Annotated in this window: 1 protein-coding gene; it reads left to right on the top strand. The window is 42.9% G+C overall.

The window, feature by feature from the left end:
- Nucleotides 1-99: 99 nt before the first annotated feature.
- On the top strand, nt 100-1,239 hold the full coding sequence (locus M8E35_RS26220) for an acyl-CoA dehydrogenase family protein (RefSeq protein ID WP_073033616.1): 1,140 nt from the start codon (nt 100-102) through the stop codon (nt 1,237-1,239).
- Nucleotides 1,240-1,549: the final 310 nt, after the last annotated feature.

Raw genomic sequence — 1,549 nt, 5'->3', positions numbered from 1 at the left:
GCATGAATATTCAAGCAAAGTTTAAACGATTAAGTCAGTTCAAACCCACTGACGTCTATTTTGTTCCCGCTTGATAAAAAAATGAAGGGGGTAGGGTAAATGTTTGGTTTAACTGAAGATCAAAAGTCATTGCGTGCCATGGTGCATTCGTTTGCTGATGAGGTCGTAGAGCCTGGGGCAGAGGAACGTGATCGGACGGGTGAATTCCCTCTGGAAATAGTAAAAAAGATGGGGGAACTAGGACTTATAGGTTTGCCATTTCCAGAGGATGTAGGAGGAACCGGTGGAGACACGGTCAGTTATGCTTTAGCTGTTGAGGAGTTGTCCCGGGTATGTGCCTCAACTGGAATTACTTATGCCGCCTTACTATCCTTGGGGATAAGCCCGATTTATTACTTCGGTACTCCTGAGCAAAAGGAAAAATACCTTCCTTCCTTATTTAGTGGCAAATATTTGGCTGCTTTTGGGTTAACCGAGCCTGGAGCGGGTTCTGATGCAGGTGGTACGAGAACAAGAGCACGTCGAACGGATAAAGGGTGGGTTCTTAACGGCTCGAAATGTTTTATAACTAATGCAAGCTATTCAGGAGTTGTTACAGTAACAGCACTTACCGATCCTTCAAAGGGAACCCGTGGGATAAGTTCCTTTTTGGTAGAACCCGGTACTCCAGGATTCCAGATTAATACGCCTTATGACAAAATGGGCCTCCATGCTTCCAACACTACAGAACTTGTTTTTGAGGATGTAGAAATACCAGCAGGAAATCTTTTAGGTGAAGAAAACAATGGTTTTCGTCAATTCATGAAAATATTAGACGGTGGTAGGATCAGCATAGGGGCAATGGGCGTGGGCATTGCCCAAGGTGCACTAGATAAGTCATTGAAGTATTCTATGGAGCGTAAGCAATTCGGGCAAACGCTAAGTAGTTTTCAGGCTATCCAATTTAAACTTGCAGACATGGCTACCCAAACTGAGTTGTCACGCCTGATGATCTTACGGGCAGCAAGTCTCAAAGATGCTCATCTGCCTTTTGGTAGAGAATCAGCCATGGGAAAACTACATGCTTCGGAAACTTCGGTCAAGAACTCGCTAGAGGCTATCCAAATTCACGGTGGATATGGCTATATGAAAGATTATCATGTAGAAAGGTATCTACGTGATGCAAAACTATTGGAAATAGGGGAAGGAACGTCCGAAATTCAGCGCTTAGTTATTTCTAGGGCTTTGGGTTGTCGCTAACAGTTACATTATTACCTAACAATTCACCATTTCTACTCTTATGCATAATGCAAATGAATGGAATTGGCGAATTGAAACATTGGCGGGAATGCAATAAATAGGCAACCTTGCCTGGGCAGAGTTGCCTAAAGTCTCTAGCAACATTGCGATAATATTAAGACGCAAAGAGAGGGCGGACTAGACCTTGTTAATGTTTCTGAATATTCAGTAAATGTGGCACAACTTTTGCTTTATATAAGTCTAGAAGCAGGAAGGGGGTGCCACATTTTTAATACGTTAATGATACTTAGACAGAATTGACCAAGCGAAT

Origin of the sequence: Desulfosporosinus nitroreducens, assembly GCF_023897015.1 — a bacterium.
GTDB classification, from domain to species: domain Bacteria; phylum Bacillota; class Desulfitobacteriia; order Desulfitobacteriales; family Desulfitobacteriaceae; genus Desulfosporosinus; species Desulfosporosinus nitroreducens.
Note: the sequence above shows the minus strand (reverse complement) of the source record. Positions and strands in the feature narration are given on the sequence as shown.